Source organism: Azonexus sp. MM2026_4 (genome assembly GCF_055901855.1).
On sequence record NZ_CM148380.1, the window covers coordinates 3,874,254 to 3,891,003 of the forward strand.

General features: G+C 64.8%; 16 protein-coding genes, 1 tRNA gene and 1 pseudogene. 6 read left to right on the top strand and 12 right to left on the bottom strand.

Features of this window, described 5'->3' with window-relative positions; genetic code table 11:
• Nucleotides 1-86: 86 nt before the first annotated feature.
• Genes AC0KWY_RS18290 through AC0KWY_RS18305 form a run of 4 tightly spaced genes read left to right on the top strand, consistent with a single transcriptional unit; the run spans nt 87 to nt 4,824 of the window.
• Nucleotides 87-647 (top strand): BUD32 family EKC/KEOPS complex subunit, encoded by a 561-nt coding sequence (locus tag AC0KWY_RS18290; RefSeq protein ID WP_474026910.1) that lies wholly within the window; start codon nt 87-89, stop codon nt 645-647.
• 8 nt (nt 648-655) lie between these two features.
• On the top strand, nt 656-2,839 hold the full coding sequence (locus AC0KWY_RS18295) for a hypothetical protein (protein WP_474026911.1): 2,184 nt from the start codon (nt 656-658) through the stop codon (nt 2,837-2,839).
• A 30-nt stretch (nt 2,840-2,869) separates the two neighbouring features.
• Nucleotides 2,870-3,838, top strand: a complete 969-nt coding sequence (locus AC0KWY_RS18300) for a class I SAM-dependent methyltransferase (RefSeq protein ID WP_474026912.1) — start codon at nt 2,870-2,872, stop codon at nt 3,836-3,838.
• Nucleotides 3,839-3,843: 5 nt separating this feature from the next.
• Nucleotides 3,844-4,824, top strand: a complete 981-nt coding sequence (locus AC0KWY_RS18305; RefSeq protein ID WP_474026913.1) for a glycosyltransferase family 4 protein — start codon at nt 3,844-3,846, stop codon at nt 4,822-4,824.
• A 125-nt stretch (nt 4,825-4,949) separates the two neighbouring features.
• Here AC0KWY_RS18305 and AC0KWY_RS18310 read toward each other — a convergent pair whose 3' ends face one another.
• The 8 genes and pseudogenes from AC0KWY_RS18310 to rpsU all read right to left on the bottom strand — a co-directional run bounded on the left by AC0KWY_RS18310 (nt 4,950) and on the right by rpsU (nt 13,011).
• Nucleotides 4,950-6,710 (bottom strand): carbamoyltransferase family protein, encoded by a 1,761-nt coding sequence (locus tag AC0KWY_RS18310; RefSeq protein ID WP_474026914.1) that lies wholly within the window; start codon nt 6,708-6,710, stop codon nt 4,950-4,952.
• An 80-nt stretch (nt 6,711-6,790) separates the two neighbouring features.
• Complete coding sequence (locus AC0KWY_RS18315) at nt 6,791-7,453, bottom strand: lipopolysaccharide kinase InaA family protein (RefSeq protein WP_474026915.1); 663 nt, start codon at nt 7,451-7,453, stop codon at nt 6,791-6,793.
• A 17-nt stretch (nt 7,454-7,470) separates the two neighbouring features.
• Nucleotides 7,471-8,358, bottom strand: coding sequence for a lysophospholipid acyltransferase family protein (locus tag AC0KWY_RS18320; RefSeq protein WP_474026916.1), 888 nt, complete (start codon nt 8,356-8,358; stop codon nt 7,471-7,473).
• 58 nt (nt 8,359-8,416) lie between these two features.
• Nucleotides 8,417-8,493 (bottom strand) — tRNA-Ile (locus tag AC0KWY_RS18325).
• Nucleotides 8,494-8,500: 7 nt separating this feature from the next.
• Nucleotides 8,501-10,478 (bottom strand): annotated as a pseudogene (gene rpoD, locus AC0KWY_RS18330) (RNA polymerase sigma factor RpoD).
• Between the two features lie 46 nt (nt 10,479-10,524).
• The gene (gene dnaG / locus AC0KWY_RS18335; protein ID WP_474026917.1) at nt 10,525-12,258 is read right to left on the bottom strand and encodes a DNA primase; all 1,734 of its coding nucleotides are present in this window, start codon (nt 12,256-12,258) and stop codon (nt 10,525-10,527) included.
• Between the two features lie 10 nt (nt 12,259-12,268).
• Nucleotides 12,269-12,715: a GatB/YqeY domain-containing protein gene (locus AC0KWY_RS18340; protein ID WP_474026918.1), complete on the bottom strand. Its 447-nt coding sequence runs from the start codon at nt 12,713-12,715 to the stop codon at nt 12,269-12,271.
• Nucleotides 12,716-12,798: 83 nt separating this feature from the next.
• Complete coding sequence (rpsU, locus tag AC0KWY_RS18345; protein WP_474026919.1) at nt 12,799-13,011, bottom strand: 30S ribosomal protein S21; 213 nt, start codon at nt 13,009-13,011, stop codon at nt 12,799-12,801.
• Between the two features lie 138 nt (nt 13,012-13,149).
• Between rpsU and tsaD the strand changes: the two genes are divergently transcribed.
• Entirely contained in the window at nt 13,150-14,172 is a 1,023-nt protein-coding gene (gene tsaD, locus AC0KWY_RS18350) for a tRNA (adenosine(37)-N6)-threonylcarbamoyltransferase complex transferase subunit TsaD (RefSeq protein WP_474026920.1), read from the top strand.
• Nucleotides 14,173-14,337: 165 nt separating this feature from the next.
• On the opposite strand, the gene AC0KWY_RS18355 is transcribed toward tsaD, so the two are convergent.
• The 3 genes from AC0KWY_RS18355 to plsY form a co-directional block, all read right to left on the bottom strand.
• Nucleotides 14,338-14,619, bottom strand: coding sequence for an AraC family ligand binding domain-containing protein (locus AC0KWY_RS18355; RefSeq protein WP_474026921.1), 282 nt, complete (start codon nt 14,617-14,619; stop codon nt 14,338-14,340).
• 8 nt (nt 14,620-14,627) lie between these two features.
• Nucleotides 14,628-15,128: a thiol peroxidase gene (gene tpx / locus AC0KWY_RS18360; RefSeq protein ID WP_474026922.1), complete on the bottom strand. Its 501-nt coding sequence runs from the start codon at nt 15,126-15,128 to the stop codon at nt 14,628-14,630.
• Nucleotides 15,129-15,406: 278 nt separating this feature from the next.
• A complete protein-coding gene (gene plsY, locus AC0KWY_RS18365) occupies nt 15,407-16,003 on the bottom strand; it encodes a glycerol-3-phosphate 1-O-acyltransferase PlsY (RefSeq protein WP_474026923.1) in 597 nt (198 codons plus the stop codon).
• Between the two features lie 67 nt (nt 16,004-16,070).
• Between plsY and AC0KWY_RS18370 the strand changes: the two genes are divergently transcribed.
• A complete protein-coding gene (locus AC0KWY_RS18370; RefSeq protein WP_474026924.1) occupies nt 16,071-16,421 on the top strand; it encodes a dihydroneopterin aldolase in 351 nt (116 codons plus the stop codon).
• On the opposite strand, the gene AC0KWY_RS18375 is transcribed toward AC0KWY_RS18370, so the two are convergent.
• Nucleotides 16,418-16,690, bottom strand: a complete 273-nt coding sequence (locus tag AC0KWY_RS18375; protein ID WP_474026925.1) for a hypothetical protein — start codon at nt 16,688-16,690, stop codon at nt 16,418-16,420. The genes AC0KWY_RS18370 and AC0KWY_RS18375 overlap by 4 nt on opposite strands.
• Nucleotides 16,691-16,750: the final 60 nt, after the last annotated feature.

Genomic DNA, 16,750 nt, shown 5'->3' on the forward strand with positions numbered 1-16,750 from the left:
AACCTGTTGCACCTTCGATGCTAAAATCCCCCGATTTTTCCGGGTAATTGGCATTGAAAACGCTGACGCAGCAGGAATATCAGGCGATGAGCGAAGGCGCACGCGTACTTGAGGCCGACCCGCACGGCGCCAAGGTGCTGCTCCTGGCTGACGGAACGATCCTCAAGCTGTTCCGGCGCAAGCGCCTGGTCACCTCGGCAATGATTTTCCCCTATGCAACGCGCTTTGCCAGCAATGCTCGCAAGCTGGCGGCGCTCGGCGTGCCGGTGCCGGAGGTGATCGACGTCCTGCGTATCCCCGGACTTGGCCGCGACGCCGTGCACTATCGTCCGCTGCCCGGTGTCACCCTGCGCCAGCTTGCCGGCGAGGCCTTGCCGGAAGCGCGCAAGCGTCGCCTGCGCGACGCATTCAACCAACTGGTGGTGCTACTGCACGACAACGGGGTCTATTTCCGTTCGCTGCACATCGGCAACGTCATCGTCACGCCGGACGACCGGCTCGGCCTGATCGACTTTTCCGACATGCGCATCTATCCGTGGTCGCTCGGCACCTACCTGCGCCGCCGCAACATCCAGCGCCTGTACAAGGTGGCGACGGAGATCGAATGGATCGACCTGCCGTTCATTCTCGGCAAGGGACGGCGATGAGCGTGGCCATGCTGCGGCCTTTCCTGGCCTATCTGCTGCGCGGCCGTCTCGCTTTCCCGGGGGGGCACCGGCCGCCGGCCGGGCACACCGTCCCGGCACGATTCGCCGGCGTCGGCGTTGCCGCTTCGCCCGACCCGGCGGTTGACGACTGGATCATCGCCACCCTGCGCGGGGCCGGCATCGTCAACGTCCGACTCGACTTCACCTACGGCGATGCCGACGGACCGGCCGGGCGCCTGCTCGGTCGCCTGCTCGACGCCGGTTTCCATGTCGTCCTCCACCTGCTGCAGCCGGCCGATGCCGCGCGGGCGATGCCCGATGCCGCCGCCGGCGCCGTCTGGCGGCAGTTCCTGGGGGCTACGCTGGATGCCTGGGGCGGGCGGGTGGCGATGATCGAAGCCTGTTCGACGATCAACCGCCGGCGCTGGGCCGGCTATACGCCGGACGGTTTTTTCGCCGCCTGGGATATCGCCTGGCAGGAAATCCGGCAGCGCGGCCTGCTGCTCGCCGGGCCGAGCATCACCGACTTCGAACCACCGTGGAGTGTCGGCATCCTGGCCGGCTTGCAGGCCCGCGGTCGCCTGCCCGACATCCATACCGACAACCTGTTCGCCGAGCGGGCGACCGAGCCGGAACGCGACGACCCGAAGGTTCTCGGTCCCCGGCTGGCTGGCCTGCTGCGCATGAACCTGGTCAAGAAGGCTCGCCTGCTGCAGCGCATCGGCGCCGATTTCGGCGTACCCCGGCTGTTCTCGCCGGCCGCCTTCTGGACCCTGCCGCGCATCGGCCGCCAGTTGCCGGCAACCGAGCAGAAACAGGCCGATTACCTGACCCGCTACCTGGTCCTCGCCGCCGCCTCGGGGGCTCTCGAAGGGGCATGGTGGGGGCCGCTGATCTGCCACCGCGAGGGACTGGTGGACGACGGCGTGGCGCAGTATCCGGCGCTTGAGCGGATCACCCACTACGCTGCAGTTGACGGGGCGCTGGCCGACTTCCGCCCGCGTCCGGCGCTGGCCGCCCTGGCCGCGTTCAATGCCCGCATTCCGGGGCGGCGCTACCTCGGTTGCCTGTGCGGCGGCGACGGTCTGGAGATCCATGCCTTTGCCGGCGCTGACGACGCCCTGACCCATGTGGCCTGGACCATCAACGGCCGGGCCGCCGCCCTGGTCGATGTGTACGATACCGCGACGCTGGCCGCCGCCAGCTTCCATGGCCGCGACGGCGCGGCGCTCGATGAAGCGCCGACGCTGCTGACCGAGATGCCCGTCTACATCGACTGGCCGGCGACGACGACGGTCGCTCTCAAGCCGGGGGCGGGGCTGCTGCCGGACGTGGCGATCGACGTCCATGGCGGCAAGGCGCTGCATTTCTTCCGCGCCGAGGGCTGGCAGGGCATCGTCGCCGCCGCAACCGCATCGGAAGCGGCTCGTCTGCTTGAGGAGATTGATCCCGGCAGCTTGCAGGTAAGTCGCGAGGCGATCCTTCGCCATGCCCGCAACGCCATCTGGTCGTTGCCGAATCCTCGCGATCCGGCGGTTCGCTGGGTTGCCAAGCAACCGGTCAAGATGCACTGGCATAAGCGCTTGCTCGATTACTTCAAACCAGCCAAGGCTTTGCGGAGTTGGACGGGTACCTGTGAGTTGCGCCGGCGTGGTATCGCTGCGGCGCCGCCCGTTGCCTACTTCGAGAAATGCAACGATCCCGGGAGGACGGAGAATTTTTATCTGTGCGAGTTCGTCGCCAGTGAATTCTCTGTGCGCGAAATGGTTGCGGTTTTCGCCCGGGGGGATGCGGTTTTCCTGGGTGTCGACGAAGCCACCGCCTGGCGTCAATTGTGTGATTTCCTGCTTCTGCTACATGGCCGCGGGATTCATTTCCGTGACTTGTCCGGGGGTAACATCCTGGTCGTGCCCGAAGAAACGGGGAAATTGCAATTTCTTCTCATCGATACCGGTCGTCTGCATGTTCATAATGGGCCCTTGCCTCTCCGCAAGCGTCTTTCAGATTTGGTTCGCGTCTGCAACAAGATGTCAGCGTCTGGTCGCGATCGTTTCATGGGCCTGTACATGCATGCACTTGGTGGCGCTTTCGGTGGCTGGCTGCATTTGCCGTTCACCATCTATAACGCGAAAGTTGTACTGAAGCGTCGGTTCGGGCGCAAGGCGATCAAGCGCTTGCTTTCCCGCAACTGACATGCACATCCTTTTTCCGGATACCTGACCATGACGACCGAAGATTGCGCAAGCAGCGCACCATGTCCGATCTGCGCCACGTTAGCCCGCTACGAATTCAGCGGCCGCGACCTGATGTACGAACTTCACGAGCGCTACGACTATTTCCTGTGTCCCTCCTGCGCTTGCGTTTTTCAGCATCCTGTCCCGTCAATGGAGCGGATCGCCGGTTTTTATCCTGAAACCTACATGGTTTACGATCAGGACAACCGGATTCGAAAGATCAGCGAGCTACGTCGGGCAATACTCGCGAGAACGCGCGGTTATGCGCATATTTCAGCCGCCCTTCCTTATCGGCTTGCCGCCGCCGTGCTCGGTGGTTTCAGGGAAGTTTCAACGCCTGACTGGCTGGGCGGCGGGCGCCTGCTTGATGTCGGCTGTGGCAATGGCCGTTTCTTGAGTACCATGCGGGCGCTTGGTTGGGCGGTGCAGGGGGTCGAGTTCAGCGCGGCGGGGGTTGCTGCGGCGCAAATGAGTGGTTTGACCGTCCATCACGGCGACCTAGCGTCGGCAGCCTTTGCCGACGCCAGCTTCGACCTGATTACTGCGCGTCATGTCATCGAGCATATCCCGGATTCCCATGCCTTTATGGCCGAATTGTCGCGCGTGCTGAAGCCTGGTGGGCGGTTGGTCATCGAGACGCCCAGTAGCGCGGCGCTCGGCCGGCAATGGTTCAATACCTACTGGTACGCGAATGATGTTCCTCGTCACCTGCTTCTTTTTTCGCCGGACAATCTCGAACGTCTGGGACAGGCTCATGGCTTGGAGCGGCGGGGGCTGCTGATGGAAAGCAGCCCGAAGATATTCCTCAACAGTCTTGATTACATCATTGGTAACCGAGGCAAACCGTCGAAGCGGGTAGCCTGGCGTCGCTTGCTTGCCCGGATTTATGTCTGGATGGCGCGTCGGCAGCGGCGTGGCGATACCATGCAGATGACTTTCATCAAGCCTGGTGGTTGATGCTGATGTCGCGTCGCCTCCTATTCATTTCCAAAGGTGAGGATTCCGCCTCCACTCGCTATCGGGCCAGACAATTCTTCGGGCAATTTGCCGAGCAGGGCTTCGTCCCGAGTCATGTCACCGCTGCCGGTGGTGCCGGTGCCTACTTGGCCGCGTTGCGGCAGGCTCGGCAGGCCGATATCGTCGTCGTCCTGCGCAAGACTTTTCCGTGGCCGCTATTGATGCTTTTGCGTCGCCTGGCGTGTCGCCTGGTTTTCGATTTTGATGATGCGATCTTTTGCAATACGGATGGATCTCCCTCGTCCACCAGGATGCACCGATTTTCCAACATGGTTTCGGCTTGCGATCACGTGCTTGCCGGCAACCCCTTTCTTGTTGAGCAGGCGGCTCGGTTCAACCCGGCGGTCACGTTGTTGCCCACCTGTCTCGATGTCGGGCGCTATCAAGCAACTTACGATAAGCCGCTTGATACGTTTGATCTGGTGTGGATCGGCAGTCGCTCAACCCGGAAGTACCTGGTTGAAATCTTGCCGGCATTGCGTCTCGCCGCGCAGCATGTGCCTCGATTGCGGTTGAAGATTGTTGCTGATTTCGATTTGCCCGAGGCCGGGTTTCCAACGCTGGCAATTCCGTGGAGTGAGGCGGGAGAAGCTGAAGCACTGGGTTCCGCGCATGTCGGCATCGCGCCAATGCGCGATGATGACTGGAGTCGGGGCAAGTGTGCTTTGAAGGTGCTGCAGTATATGGCTGCCGGACTGCCCGTGATTTCCTCGGCGGCGGGCGTCAATGCGGGCATCGTGCGCGCGGGTGAAAATGGGTTTCTCGCCGAGTCTCCGGAGGATTGGGTCGAGCATCTCAGCGCCTTGGCGGGCAACGCTGAATTGCGTGCGCAACTGGGTTCGGTCGGGCGTAACACGGCAATCGAGTCCTATTCGATCACCACGGTTGGCCGGCGTCTCGCATCGGTGCTTGCATCGCTCGCGTGACCTCAATGGTAGGACGCGCAAGCGGTCAGTGGATTTTTGGCAGATGGCAGCGGTGGGATTGTGCAAGGAGCCTGTTGGCACCCTGCTCTGATTTGCACAATCCAGGCAGCGGTACGTTTCGCCGCTTATTCTGGTGAAAGAGTTCCCGGCTTGACCACCAGCACGTCCTGCATGATCAGATACTGCAGGTCGGAGCCGTAGAACATGTTCAGCGCATCGGTCGGCGAGCAGATCATCGGTTCGCCGCGCCGGTTCAGTGAGGTGTTGAGCACGACGCCGTTGCCGGTCAGCTTTTCCATCTGCTTCATCAGGTCGTAGTAGCGCGGGTTGTAGTCGCGCTTGAGCACCTGGGCACGCGAGGTGCCGTCTTCGTGGACGACTTCCGGCACGCGCGTCTTCCATTCCTCGGCGACTTCGAAGGTGAAGGTCATGAACGGTGCCGGGTGGTCGCTGCCCAGCATTTGCGGGCCGACGGTGTCGAGCATGCTCGGGCAGAAGGGGCGCCAGCGTTCGCGGAATTTGATCTGTTCGTTGATCCGGTCGGCGACGCCGGGCGCGCTCGGGCAGCCGAGGATGGAGCGCCCGCCCAATGCGCGCGGGCCGAATTCCATGCGTCCCTGGAACCAGGCGACCGGGTTGCCGTCGGCGAGAATCTGCGCGATGCGTTCGGGCACGGCGGTGTCCCCGTTGGCGATGAGCTCAAACTGCGGCTTGGCCGGATGCCGGGCGCAGGCGGCGATGACGTCCTCGTTGCTGTATTGCGGGCCGAGGTAGACATGCTCCATCTTCTCGACTGGCACGCCACGCTCGACCGAGACGTAGGCGGCGGCGCCAATGGCCGTGCCGGCATCGCCGGAAGCCGGCTGGACGAAGAGTTCCTTCAGTTCCGGGCGGGCGATGATCTTCTGGTTGAGCTTGACGTTCAAGGCGCCGCCGCCGGCGAAGACCAGTTTGCCGGTTTCCTTGAGGATGTCGCCGAGGTAGTAGTCCATCATCTGCAGCGCCAGGTCCTCGAACAGCTTCTGCATGCTCGCCGCGTAGTGGATGTAGGGGTCGTCGGCGATGTCGCCGTGGCGCATCGGGCCCAGCCATTCGATCAGCTTGGGCGAGAAGTAGTAGCCCTTGCCCTTTTCCTTGTAGCGGCGGAAGCCGATCACGTTGGCGTAGTCGGTGTTGACGATCAGTTCGCCGTTCTCGAATTTGGCCAGGCGCGAGAAGTCGTACTTGCTCGGGTCGCCGTAGGGGGCCATGCCCATCACCTTGTATTCGCCGTCGAGCATCTCGAAGCCGAGGTATTCGGTGATCGCGCCGTACAGGCCGCCGAGCGAGTCCGGGTCGTAGAACTCCTTGATCTTGCGGATCTTGCCGTTTTCGCCGACGCCGAAGAAGGTGGTGGCGTATTCGCCCTTGCCGTCGATGCCGAGGATCGCCGTTTTTTCCTGGAAGCCGGAGCAGTGGTAGGCGGAGGAAGCGTGCGTCAGGTGGTGTTCGACCGGGATGATCTCGGTCTTCGCGAGGTCGAAACCGAGCTGCGCCAGGCACCATTCGATCCGCTTTTTGTAGCGCTTGAAGCGGCGGTTGCCGGTGAGCAGCGCGTCGAGCGCGCGGTCGGGGGCGTACCAGTAGCGTTTGGCGTAGTGCCAGCGCGCCTTGTCGGCGAGGCTGATCGGCGCGAAGGGGATGGCGACGGCGGTGACGTCCTTCGGCTTGATGCCGGCGAAGTCCAGGCAGAAACGGGCGGCTTCGTAGGGCATGCGGTTCTTGGCATGCTTGTCGCGGACGAAGCGTTCTTCTTCGGCGGCTGCGACGAGCTTGCCGTCGATGTAGAGGGCGGCGGAAGGATCGTGGGTGAGGGCGCCGGAAAGGCCGAGGATGGTCAGTGCCAAAGTGGGTGTCTCTTCTTGAAAAACCTGCCGGAACAAGGGGCTGCCGGCGGAAAGCTCGCAGTATACCCGGTCGCCGCGGCTTAGGTGCCGCGTGCCGCGCCGTGCGCGGCGAGCAGCGCGGCCCAGTCGTCGGCGTCCCAGAGTTTCTGATGGCGGCGCAACTGATCGAGATCGTGCCGGGCGGCGCGCCAGGCGAGGTAGGGGCGGCGTAACTTTTCGAGGTCGATCAGGGCGATCTCCGGTTTGCCGTCATGCCAGCGGACCATCACGTGTTTGTCGTAGAGGCAGCTATGCTGCAGGTGGGCTCGGTGCATGCGGCCGATGGTTTGGCCGACGGCGGTCGCCAGTTGGCGCTTCTCGGCGGCGTCAGGTTCGCCGACGTCGGCGATGGCGCGAAAGCCCGCCAGTTCGCGGGTGACCAGCAGGCCGAGATGGCCTTCGCCGGTTTTCCGGCTGCCGTGGAAAACGGGTTCCGGAACGGTGATGCCGAGTTGCTGCAGACGCTTGATGTTGGCGAATTCGCGGCTCGTGGTCGGAATGCCGAAAGGGTGCAGCAGGCTGCGGCAGAGGTGGTTGCTCTGCTTCTTGATGAAGTACAGGGTGTCGCCGTAACGGCAGGTGACCATGCCGCTCCAGCCGGCGCGGCGGACGTTGGGTTCCTCGAACCAGTCGCCGGGGGCGTTCCACCAGCCGTCGAAGTCGTCGGGAGGCGTGTTGCCGGCAGGGGGGCGGGTATCGGGCATGGATTGTCCTGAGCGGGTCAATAGGGGCGGGCTTCGCCTTCCGGGCGGGTCTTGAAGCGGCGATGCACCCAATAGTACTGGCTGGGCATGGTGCGCACGGCGCTTTCGATCCAGGCGTTCATGCGCGCGGCGTCGGCCACCGGGTCGGCGCCGGGGAAGTCGGGCCAGGCGTCGCCGATGGTCGTTTCGTAGCCGGCGCTGCCCGGCAGGATGCGGGTGACGCAGGGCAGGACGACGGCGCCGGCCGCTTTCGCCAGGCGTGGCAGGCCGGTGATGGTGGCGGTCTGGATGCCGAAGAAGGGAACAAAAACCGCGTCGCGGCGACGCGGGTTGAGGTCGGGCAGGTAGTAGAACGGCCGACCGGCCTTCATCGCCTTGACCGTTGCCCGCACGCCGTCCTCGCGCGAGAGCAGTAACTGATTGCCGAAGCGGCTGCGGCCGGCGAGCAGGACCTTATTGAACACCGGGTTGGTCTGCGTCGAGTAGATGCTGACGATGTCGAAGCGCATGGTGATCGCCACCCCGCCGGCGTCGAGGCCGAGGAAATGCGGGGCAAGGAGGATCACCGGGCGGCCGGCGGCTAGTTCGGCGCGAATTTTTTCCTCGCCGCAGACGCGGACCAGGCGTTCGATGCGGGCGCGGCTACCCCACCACAGGATGCCGCGCTCGAGCATGCTGCGGCCGAGCAGGGCAAAGTGTTCGCGCACGATCTGGCGCCGCTCGGCGGCCGCCAGTTCGGGGAAACAGAGGTCGATGTTGATGTCGGCGACCCGCCGCCGGCGTCGGCCGAAGCGGTAAAGCACACCGCCCAGTGCGCGTCCGAGCGGGGCGAGCAGGGGCAGCGGCAGCAGGTGCAGCAGCCAGAGCAGTGCGACGGCGAACAGGCTGGGCAGTCGGGTCAGCATGGCGGAGGCGGTGGCCGAAGTTCGGGAAAGCCTCCCGGCGGCTGCCGGGAGGTGAGTTTGGTGGGACCGCAGGGGCTCGAACCCTGGACCAAAGGATTATGAGTCCTCTGCTCTAACCGACTGAGCTACAGTCCCGTGAAACTTAGTTGCCGGTCGGGTCGAGGAAGCTGCGCAGCTTGTCCGAGCGGCTCGGGTGACGCAGCTTGCGCAGCGCCTTGGCTTCGATCTGACGAATCCGTTCGCGGGTGACGTCGAACTGCTTGCCGACTTCTTCCAGCGTGTGGTCGGTGTTCATCTCGATGCCGAAACGCATGCGCAGGACCTTGGCTTCGCGCGTCGTCAGGCTGTCCAGGATGTCCTTGGTGACGCCGCGCAGGCTGGAGAACATGGCTGCATCGGCCGGGGCCAGCGTCGTCTGGTCTTCGATGAAATCGCCGAGGTGGGAGTCGTCGTCGTCGCCGATCGGGGTTTCCATGGAGATCGGCTCCTTGGAAATCTTCATGATCTTGCGGATCTTGTCCTCCGGCATGTCCATCTTCTTGGCCAGCGTCGCCGGATCGGGCTCGGCGCCGGTTTCCTGGAGGATCTGGCGGCTGATCCGGTTCATCTTGTTGATCGTTTCGATCATGTGCACCGGGATGCGGATGGTCCGCGCCTGGTCGGCGATGGAGCGGGTGATCGCCTGGCGGATCCACCACGTTGCGTACGTGGAGAACTTGTAGCCACGGCGGTATTCGAACTTGTCCACCGCCTTCATCAGGCCGATGTTGCCTTCCTGGATCAGGTCGAGGAACTGCAGGCCGCGGTTGGTGTATTTCTTGGCGATCGAGATCACCAGGCGCAGGTTGGCCTCGGTCATTTCGCGCTTGGCGCGGCGGGCCTTGGCTTCGCCGGTGGACATCTGCTTGTTGATGTCCTTGAGTTCCTTGAGCGGGATGCCGATGCGTTCCTGCAGGGCGAGCAGCTTGCGCTGTTCTTCCTGGATGTCCGGCGCGCTGCGGGTCAGGATGGCGACGTAGGTTTTCGGTGCGGCGGCGATTTCCGCCTCGACCCAGTCGAGGTTGGTTTCGTTGCCCGGGAAGGACTGGATGAAATGCGGACGCGGCATGTGCACGCGGTCCACGCAGATCTGCTGGATCTTGCGTTCGCAGCCGCGGACTTCCTCGACCATGGCGCGCACGCTGTCGCACAGACGCTCGATGCTGCGCGAGGTGAAGCGGATGTTCATCAGCTCATCGGAGAGCTGTTGCAGCAGCTTGAGGTAGGCCTTGTCCTGCGAACCCTTGCTGGCGAGCGTCTTCTGCATCTTGGCGTGGATCGCGCGGATCGTCTTGAAGCGCTCGCAGGCCTCCGTCTTCAACTGCAGCAGCGAGGCCGAGGCGGCGCCGCCACCCTCGTCGCCGTCTTCATCTTCGTCGGCGTCGCTGTCGTCGTCGCTGTCGATGGCAGCGGCCTCGGCGGCCGGGGCTTCCTCGACCGCGTTGGGGTCGATCAGGCCGTCGATCAGTTCGTCGATGCGCATTTCGTCGGCTTCGACCTTGGTCGCCATGTCGAGGATGTCGGCGATCGTCGTCGGGCAGGCGGAGATCGCCTGGATCATGTGCTTGAGGCCTTCCTCGATGCGCTTGGCGATCTCGATTTCGCCTTCGCGGGTGAGGAGTTCGACCGAGCCCATCTCGCGCATGTACATGCGCACCGGGTCGGTGGTGCGGCCGAATTCGGAGTCAACCGTAGAACAGGGCCTGTTCGGCCTGCGCTTCGACTTCCTCGTCGTCGGTGGCCGAGGCGGCGGTGTCCGACATCAGCAGGTCTTCGGCAGCCGGGGCTTCGTCGAAGACCTGGATGCTCATTTCGCTGAAGGTCGAGATGATGGCTTCGATCGATTCGGCGTCGACCACGTCATCCGGCAGGTGGTCGTTGATTTCGGCGTAAGTCAGGTAACCGCGTTCCTTGCCCAGCTTGATCAGTGCCTTCAGCCGCATCTTGCGGGCTTCGGCATCCAGCGGTTGCGGGGTTTCCGTCAGCGCGCCTTCGAGCAGCGCCTTTTCGGCAGCCTTATCCTTGGCCTTGCTGCTGCGAGCCTTGGGAGCATCCTTAGCGGTGTCTTTTGCCTTAGCCATGAACACGATCCGTATAATTGGAGAAAACCGTAAATTTTACCACAACTTAGATACGTTTTCCCCGGGTGGTGAGAAACTGGATGTACGCCTGTTTTTCCATCGCCGATAGACCGGCGACGCCGCACTGCTGCGCTTTCGACTGCAGTTGGGCGAAGTCGCGCATTTCCGCGGCGTCGCGCAGCTTTTCCAGGGCGGCGCGAAATTCCGCCTCGGCCTCGCCGTCGTCCCCGTCGAACGGCAGTTCGAGGGCTTCCGAGGCGGCCGTCTCGATCATCTGTTCTTCGGGCTGGCCACGCAGGCGCTCGCGCAGGGCGGCGTAGCTTTGTCCTTCGCCGCCGCTGGAAAGTTCGTGCAATTTCAGCAGTGCCGGCTTTTCCGGAGTGTCGGGCAGTAGTTCGATCGGCAGCTCGGCGGCCAGTTGCGGCTTGTGCAGGACGATGCGCAGCAGTGCGCGACTCAGCGACGGCGCGCTGCGCTTGGCGCGGGCCGGCGCTGGTGGCGCGTAGGACTTGAGTTCGCAGAGGCGCTCGACTTCCTGCTGGGCGAAGCCGCTGGCCTCGGCCAGGCGTTTGACCAGTTGCAGGCGGAGCAGCGGTGTCGGCAGCTTGAGCAGCAGCGGCTTGGCTTCGTAGATCAGACGCGCCTTGCCCTCGGCGTTGGTCAGGTCGCAGCGCTGCGCCAGTTCGCGCAGCAGGAAGTCGGAAAGCGGCATCGCCTGGGCGACCAGGCGTTCGAATTCGGCCTGGCCGCGTTCGCGGACGAAGCTATCGGGGTCGTGCTCGGGCGGCAGGAAGACGAAGCCGATCCGCTTGTTGTCGGCCAGTGCCTCTAGTGCGTTTTCCAGCGCCCGCCAGGCGGCCTTGCGGCCGGCGGCGTCGCCGTCGAAGGCGAAGACGATGCGGTCGACCTGGCGCAGCAGCTTCTGCACGTGGGTCGGCGTCGTTGCCGTGCCCAGCGTCGCCACCGCGTTGCCGATGCCGTGCTGGGAGAGGGCGATGACGTCCATGTAGCCTTCGGTGACGATCGCCGTGTCGGTGGCGCGCATGGCCTGGCGCGCCTGCGGCAGGCCGAACAGTTCGCGGCCTTTTTCGAACAGCGGGGTTTCCGGCGAGTTCAGGTACTTCGGTTCGCCCTGGTCGATGACGCGGCCGCCGAAGGCGATGATGTCGCCCTTGGGGTTGATGATGGGGATCATCAGGCGGTCGCGGAAGCGGTCGTAGCGGCGGCCGGACTCGTTGTCGATGACCAGGCCAGCCTGTCTCAGGCTGTCGCTGTCGTAATCGGCGAAAACCGCCTGCAGGTTCTGCCAGCCGTCCGGGGCGTAGCCGATGCCGAAGCGGGCGGCGGTCTCGCCGGTCAGGCCGCGCCGTTTGCAGTAATCGATGGCGCGCGGCGACTGGCGCAACTGTTCCTTGTACCAGGCGGCGGCACGGCCCATGACCTCGATCAGGTTGCGGGTGTTGCCGCCGCTGTGCGGGGTGTGGCCGCCGTCGTCGGGGACGGTCATGCCGGCGCGTGACGCCAGTTCGCGCACGGCGTTGACGAAGCCCATGCCCTGGTATTCCATGACGAAGCCGATGGCGGTGCCGTGGGCGCCGCAGCCGAAGCAGTGGTAGAACTGCTTGCTCGGACTGACCGTGAACGACGGCGTCTTTTCGTTGTGGAAGGGGCAGCAGGCGGCGTAATTGGCGCCGGCTTTCTTGAGCGGTACGTAGCTGTCGACCAGGTTGACGATGTTGACCCGGGCCAGCAGATCCTGGATGAAGTCTTCCGGGATCATGGTCTGCGCATCAGCCGGCGAGGGCTGCCTTGACCAGTCGGGAGACTTCAGCCATGTCGGCCTTGCCGGCCAGGCGCGGCTTCAGCACCGCCATCAGCTTGCCCATGTCGGCCGGGCCGGCGGCGCCGGTTTCGGCGACGGCAGCGGCAACCGCCGCGGCAACTTCGGCGCTGCCCATCTTTTCCGGCAGGTAGGCGCCGAGGATGGCGATTTCCGCTTGTTCGGCATCGGCAAGGTCCTGGCGGCCGGCGGCCTGGTACTGGGCGACGCTGTCCTTGCGCTGCTTGACCAGTTTCTCGATGACGGCGATGGCGCCGTTGTCGTCGAGCTCGCTGCGCTCATCGACTTCCTTCTGCTTGAGCGCCGCCAGCAGCAGGCGGATCGCTCCGAGGCGGGCGGTTTCCTTGGCCTTCATGGCCGATTTCATGTCTTCGGTGATGCGTGCTTTGAGGGTCATCGTCGTTGCTGTGGCGGGAAAAGGACAAAGCCGCCGGCTTTTGAGGGCGGGCGGCTCGGTATGTGCTGCGAAAGCGTACTCGATCAGTACATTTTCGGCGGCAGGGTCAGGCTGCGAAGACGCTTGTTCTGACGCTTGACAGCGGCGGCGGCCTTGCGCTTGCGCTCGGACGTGGGCTTCTCGTAGAACTCACGGGCGCGCAGCTCAGTCAGGAGACCCGTCTTCTCGACAGTGCGCTTGAAGCGGCGAATGGCCACCTCGAACGGTTCGTTTTCCTTGACACGAATGCTCGGCATAAAAATCACCCCCTCCCGTCAGGCGCCCGCCAGGTCAAGTAAACGGCGGTGCGCGCAAATTTGTATCCGCGGATTGCGGAAAGCTCGAGATTCTATGCCAGATATCCCCACCCGATCAAGTGTTAAAATGCGCCTCCCATGCTGATCCTCGGTATTGAATCCTCCTGCGACGAAACCGGCATCGCGCTCTACGACAGCGCGGCCGGCCTCGTCGCCCACGCCCTCCACTCGCAGGTGGCGATGCATGCCGAATACGGCGGCGTCGTCCCCGAGCTGGCCTCGCGCGACCACATCCGGCGCGTCGTGCCGTTGTTGCGCTCGGTGCTGGCACAGTCGGGCAAGGCGCTGGCCGACATCGACGCCGTTGCCTACACCCGCGGCCCCGGCCTGTCCGGCGCGCTGCTCGTCGGCTGCGCCTTCGCCGAAGCGCTGGCGCTGGCGCTCGACAAGCCGACGCTGCCGGTGCATCACCTCGAAGGCCATCTGCTGTCGCCGTTGCTCTCCGCCGATCCGCCGACCTTTCCCTTCGTCGCCCTGCTCGTTTCCGGCGGCCACACCCAGTTGATGCGGGTGAGCGCCGTCGGCGACTACGAACTGCTCGGCGAAACGCTGGACGATGCCGCCGGCGAAGCCTTCGACAAGAGCGCCAAGCTGCTCGGCCTGCCCTATCCGGGCGGCGCGCTGCTCTCGAAACTGGCCGAAGCGGGCACCCCTGGACGCTATTCGCTGCCGCGGCCGATGCTGCATTCGGGCGATCTCAATTTCAGCTTTTCCGGACTGAAGACGGCGGTCCTGACGCTGGTCCGCGAACACGGCGACAGCGCCGACGAGAATTTCCGCGCTGATGCCGCCTGTGCCTTCCAGGAAGCGATCGTCGAGGTCCTGCTCAAGAAATCGCTGCTCGCCCTCAAGCAGACCGGCCTGCAGCGCCTGGTCGTCGCCGGCGGCGTCGGCGCCAACCGGCAGTTGCGGGCGAGTCTGGACGCGGCGGCGAAGCGCCGGCGTTTCCGGGTCCATTACCCGGAGCTCGAATTCTGTACCGACAACGGCGCCATGATCGCCCTCGCCGGTTGTCTGCGCCTGCAGGCCGGCGCCATCATCAAGCCGGCCGGCAGCTTCGCGGTGCAGCCGCGCTGGCCGTTGAGCGATTTGCAGCGCTGAGTTTCAACGCTGCGTGCTGCGCTCCGGCACGAGCGCGACGATCTGCCGGCAGTCGTGTTCGTCGTCGGCGAGTTCCAGCGCCTTGTTCCGTTTTCCGCGCAAGGGGCATTTCCGGCAACGCGGCCGGCTGGCGCAGCAGCCCTTCCGACCCATATGCTTGTTCCTTCAGTGGCGACGGGCGACCCAGTAGGTCGCGCCGCTGGTGCCGTAACGTTCGGCATGCGGCTGCCCGGCGGCGAGCGTGAATTCGTCGCCGGGGCTCAGGTGCCGCGTGCTGCCGTCCGCCGTCAGCCACATCTCGCCGGCGACGACGCGGGCCAGCACGGCGAACGGGTGGCTGTGTTCATCGACGACCACATCTGCCGGCCAGTCGCGGACCAACGTTTCCTCGTAGCCAGCGGCGGCGGCCGCCGCGGCGAAGCGCGCGAAGTCGGCGGCGGCAGGCATCGCTGCGCTCAGAGCACCGCCAGCGCGGCGGCGTAGTCCGGTTCCTGCTTGATCTCCGGCACCAGTTCGGCGTGCAGCACGCGGTCGTTCTCGTCGAGGACGACGACGGCGCGGGCGGCGAGACCGGCGAGCGGGCCGCTGCCGATGGCGACGCCGTAGGCTTCGAGGAATTCACGACCGCGCAGCGTCGACAGCGTTTTCACCTGGTCGAGGCCTTCGGCGCCGCAAAAGCGGCTCTGGGCGAACGGCAGGTCGGCCGAGATGCAGAGGACGACGGTGTTGGGCAGCGACGATGCCTGGGCGTTGAAGCGGCGGACCGAGGTGGCGCAAGTCGGCGTGTCGATGCTCGGGAAAATGTTGAGAATCTTGCGCTGGCCCTGGAACTGCGCCAGCGGCACGTCGGCGAGATCGGCGCCGACCAGGGTGAAGGCAGGCGCGGTTTCGCCGGCTTGCGGAAAGTGGCCGGCAACGGTGATCGGGTTGCCGGCGAGGGTGACGGTCTGGCTCATGCGGGATTTCCTGGTGTTGTTGTGGAGCGGTTCAGACGCTGCCGCTGCCGATTGGTTCAGCGAAAGCGCGTCAGAAGTTGTCGGGCAGCGTGGCCAGCACGTCGATGCCCGATTCCCAGCTAACGAATTCCTCGAACCAGCGATCGATGAAACGCGAAATCATGACGACCTCCCGAAGGCGCGATTGAGCCGCCAGGGCTCGATGGCTGCAGTCTAGGCGGTGGCCGGCGGGCGATCCAATCGGCAAGATTGATCGCGGCGATGCGGGCTGGCTATCGTCAGGCTTTCTTCTTGCTGCCGATCTTCGATTCCTGGCCGGCCATCAGGCGTTGCAGGTTGGGCCAGTGCTTGGCGATGAGGGCCAGGGCGATGGCCATGATGACGGCGAAGTGGCCGTCGGCACCGTGCAGCAGCACCATGTAAAGCGGCGCCGAAACGGCGGCGATCAAGGCCGCCAGCGACGAATAGCGCGAGACGTAGGCGACCAGCAGCCAGGTGGCGTGCACCGCCAGGCCGAGCAGCGGGTCGAGCGCGAGCAGCACGCCGGCGGCGGTGGCGACGCCCTTGCCGCCCTTGAAGCGGAGGAAGACCGGAAACAGGTGGCCGAAGAATACGGCCAGCGCGACCAGGCCGACCGCCAGCGGCGAAAGTCCGGCCTGCTGCGCGACGAAAACGGCGACCCAGCCCTTGAGCGCATCGCCGATCAGTGTGAACAGCGCCGCCTTCTTGTTGCCGGTGCGCAGCACGTTGGTCGCGCCCGGGTTGCCCGAGCCGAAGGTGCGCGGGTCGGCCAGCCCGAACAGCTTGGCGGCGATCATCGCGAAGGGAACGGAGCCGAGCAGGTAGGCGGCGACGACGGCGGACAGGATGAGCATGGGCGTGGACGATCTCAAAGGGTACAATCGCGGCGGATTTTAACCCCGGGCCGGGCTTGGCTGCCAAATGGACATCATATTCATCGAAGAACTGCGCGCCGAAACCTGGATCGGCATCTATCCGCGCGAGAAGGCGGTGGCGCAGACGGTCGAGATCTCGCTGCAGATCGGCGTGTTGACCACGTCCGCCGGGGCCAGCGACGACATCCGCGACACCGTGGACTACGCCGTCGTCGTCGAGCGCCTGCGCGCCGACCTCGTCGCCAGCCACTTCAACCTGCTGGAAAAGCTGACCGAGCACATCGCCACTTTCCTGCTCGAGAACTTTGCCGCGCAGTGGGTCCGCGTCTCGGTCGCCAAGCTCGGCATGATGCCCGGCGTCAAGCGCGTCGGCGTCGTCATCGAGCGCTCGATCTAAAGCCCGGCCACCGTGGCGTAGGCCGCCAGTGCCCGGGCGCCGGCCGGCGACAGGACTTCCTCGCGCGCCCGGCGCAGCGCTTCCGGCGGCGCGGACGCGGCTTCGACGATGACTTCGTCGCTCAGGCTGACCCGGTACGACTCCTGGATTTCCGGGCGGTCGATCCGCTCGTCGCGGGCCGGCCGATCGCCGCGCAGCATCGGTTCGCGCAGGTAGTCGGGGCGTGTCAGGCGTCCGGCAGGGGGGGCTGGCAGGAAGGTGACCGGCATCCGGATTCTCCTTGGGGCGGCGTCTCTGCAGGTTAAGACCGGCCGCCCGCCGCCCGGTTC

Coding starts and splice junctions, on each gene's coding strand:
- rpsU (WP_474026919.1), bottom strand. CDS start 13,011: ATGCCGAGCATTCGTGTCAAGGAAAACGAACCGTTCGAGGTGGCCATT.
- AC0KWY_RS18375 (WP_474026925.1), bottom strand. CDS start 16,690: ATGCCGGTCACCTTCCTGCCAGCCCCCCCTGCCGGACGCCTGACACGC.
- plsY (WP_474026923.1), bottom strand. CDS start 16,003: ATGCTCATCCTGTCCGCCGTCGTCGCCGCCTACCTGCTCGGCTCCGTT.
- AC0KWY_RS18320 (WP_474026916.1), bottom strand. CDS start 8,358: ATGCTGACCCGACTGCCCAGCCTGTTCGCCGTCGCACTGCTCTGGCTG.
- AC0KWY_RS18290 (WP_474026910.1), top strand. CDS start 87: ATGAGCGAAGGCGCACGCGTACTTGAGGCCGACCCGCACGGCGCCAAG.
- AC0KWY_RS18370 (WP_474026924.1), top strand. CDS start 16,071: ATGGACATCATATTCATCGAAGAACTGCGCGCCGAAACCTGGATCGGC.
- tsaD (WP_474026920.1), top strand. CDS start 13,150: ATGCTGATCCTCGGTATTGAATCCTCCTGCGACGAAACCGGCATCGCG.
- AC0KWY_RS18315 (WP_474026915.1), bottom strand. CDS start 7,453: ATGCCCGATACCCGCCCCCCTGCCGGCAACACGCCTCCCGACGACTTC.
- tpx (WP_474026922.1), bottom strand. CDS start 15,128: ATGAGCCAGACCGTCACCCTCGCCGGCAACCCGATCACCGTTGCCGGC.
- AC0KWY_RS18340 (WP_474026918.1), bottom strand. CDS start 12,715: ATGACCCTCAAAGCACGCATCACCGAAGACATGAAATCGGCCATGAAG.
- AC0KWY_RS18300 (WP_474026912.1), top strand. CDS start 2,870: ATGACGACCGAAGATTGCGCAAGCAGCGCACCATGTCCGATCTGCGCC.
- AC0KWY_RS18355 (WP_474026921.1), bottom strand. CDS start 14,619: ATGCCTGCCGCCGCCGACTTCGCGCGCTTCGCCGCGGCGGCCGCCGCC.
- dnaG (WP_474026917.1), bottom strand. CDS start 12,258: ATGATCCCGGAAGACTTCATCCAGGATCTGCTGGCCCGGGTCAACATC.
- AC0KWY_RS18295 (WP_474026911.1), top strand. CDS start 656: ATGCTGCGGCCTTTCCTGGCCTATCTGCTGCGCGGCCGTCTCGCTTTC.
- AC0KWY_RS18305 (WP_474026913.1), top strand. CDS start 3,844: ATGTCGCGTCGCCTCCTATTCATTTCCAAAGGTGAGGATTCCGCCTCC.